The 1,714-nt window shown below is 53.3% G+C and carries 1 protein-coding gene; it reads left to right on the top strand.

The window, feature by feature from the left end:
- The first annotated feature begins 83 nt into the window (after window positions 1-83).
- The gene (locus tag EKL30_RS18695; RefSeq protein WP_126708764.1) at window positions 84-1,529 is read left to right on the top strand and encodes an IS1182 family transposase; all 1,446 of its coding nucleotides are present in this window, start codon (window positions 84-86) and stop codon (window positions 1,527-1,529) included.
- The last annotated feature ends 185 nt before the right edge of the window (window positions 1,530-1,714 follow it).

Consider the following 1,714-nt stretch of genomic DNA (forward strand, 5'->3'; position numbering starts at 1 on the left):
ACGATCGAGGCTGTGTGAAAACCCCCATTTTCTGTGCGATCAGTTCGAGGTAGAGTTCTAGGCATGTTGAGTGGGGATTCAATATGTCCAGATACATCACAGGTCAAGACAGACAGCAAGTTACGCTACTCCCAGAGTGCTTGGATGACTTCATTAGTGAAGACAACCCAATACGAGTGGTTGAAGCCTTTGTCAACGAGTTGGATTTAACGTCGTTGGGTTTCCAAGGGGCAACGCCAGCCAACACAGGTCGTCCTTCTTATCATCCGGCTGTTCTTCTGAGCATCTACATATACGGCTACCTCAATCGCATCCAGTCCAGTCGCCGTCTGGAGCGCGAATGCCAGCGCAACCTCGAGCTGATGTGGCTGACGGGGCGTTTAGCCCCCGACTTCAAGACGATTGCCGATTTCCGTCGAGACAACGGTGCTGGTATCCGTAATGTCTGCCGCCAATTCGTGGTGCTGTGCCGAGAGCTCAAGCTATTTAGCCAAGCGCTGGTCGCCATCGATGGCAGTAAGTTCAAGGCTGTGAACACACGTGATCGCAACTTCACCATGGGCAAGGTTGATAAGCGTCAGCAGCAGATCGAGCAGAGCATTCAACGCTATCTTGATGCCTTAGAGACAGCTGACCGCACCCACCCCGTCGAGCTAGAGGTGAAGACCGCCAGGTTGCAAGACAAGATTGCACAACTGCGTCAACAGATGCGTGTGCTCGACGAAGTCAAGAAGCAGCTCGAGGACAATCCAAATGGACAGATATCGTTAACGGATCCCGATGCGCGATCCATGGCCACCAGTGGTAGAGGGTCGGGCATGGTGGGGTACAACGTGCAGGCAGCGGTAGATGCTAAGCATCATATTATTGTGGCGCACGAGGTAACCAATGCTGGCAGCGACAGAGCACAGTTGTGCACGATGGCCACGGCTGCCCGTGATGCCATGGGCGCGAAGAAGCTGCGCGCCATTGCGGACCGTGGCTACTTCAGCGGACCGCAGATCAAGGCGTGCTCAGATACGGGTATCTCCGCCGTGCTGCCCAAGCCAACAACCTCTAACGCAAAGGCTGAAGGCCGATTCGATAAAGCCGACTTCATTTATATCAAGGAAGAGGATGAGTACCTGTGTCCAGCGGAACAACGCGCCATCTACCGATTCTCCCGTGAAGAGAATGGCATGCTTATTCGTCGTTACTGGAGCAGTGCCTGCAAGCAGTGTCCAATAAAGTCGCAGTGCACGCCTAGCGATTACCGGCGCATCTCACGCTGGGAGCATGAAGAAGTACTCGAGGCGGTACAACGCCGTCTAGATCGGTCGCCGAACTCTATGGCGATTAGGCGCAAAACGGTTGAGCACGTGTTTGGCACCTTCAAGAGTTGGATGGGATACACCCACTTCTTAACCAAAAAGCTGGCCAACGTCAGTACAGAAATGAGCCTGCATGTGCTCGCCTACAACCTGCGACGAGTGATCAGCATCTTGGGGTTCGATGGCACCATGAATGCAATGAAGCTGATAAGGGTGTGAGCCTGGCCTTGACGCTCAATGAGCCCCTTCAGGCCTCATTTACAGCATTATGGAACGGTTTTGGCGACTCCCAAACTCGTCAAGGATCCGACTGCGTCCTGTTGACCGAATTAATCAATTCGCGTCGTTTATATTGTCTTAATGACTTCGCATCAAGTGCCTGGCGCGTTTTCACACAGCCTCGA

It is taken from the genome of Candidimonas sp. SYP-B2681 (assembly GCF_003971065.1).
Lineage (GTDB): Bacteria > Pseudomonadota > Gammaproteobacteria > Burkholderiales > Burkholderiaceae_B > Pollutimonas.

Bases quoted from the DNA above. Each gene is read 5' to 3' on its own strand.
- EKL30_RS18695 (WP_126708764.1), top strand. From the start codon at position 84: ATGTCCAGATACATCACAGGTCAAGACAGACAGCAAGTTACGCTACTC.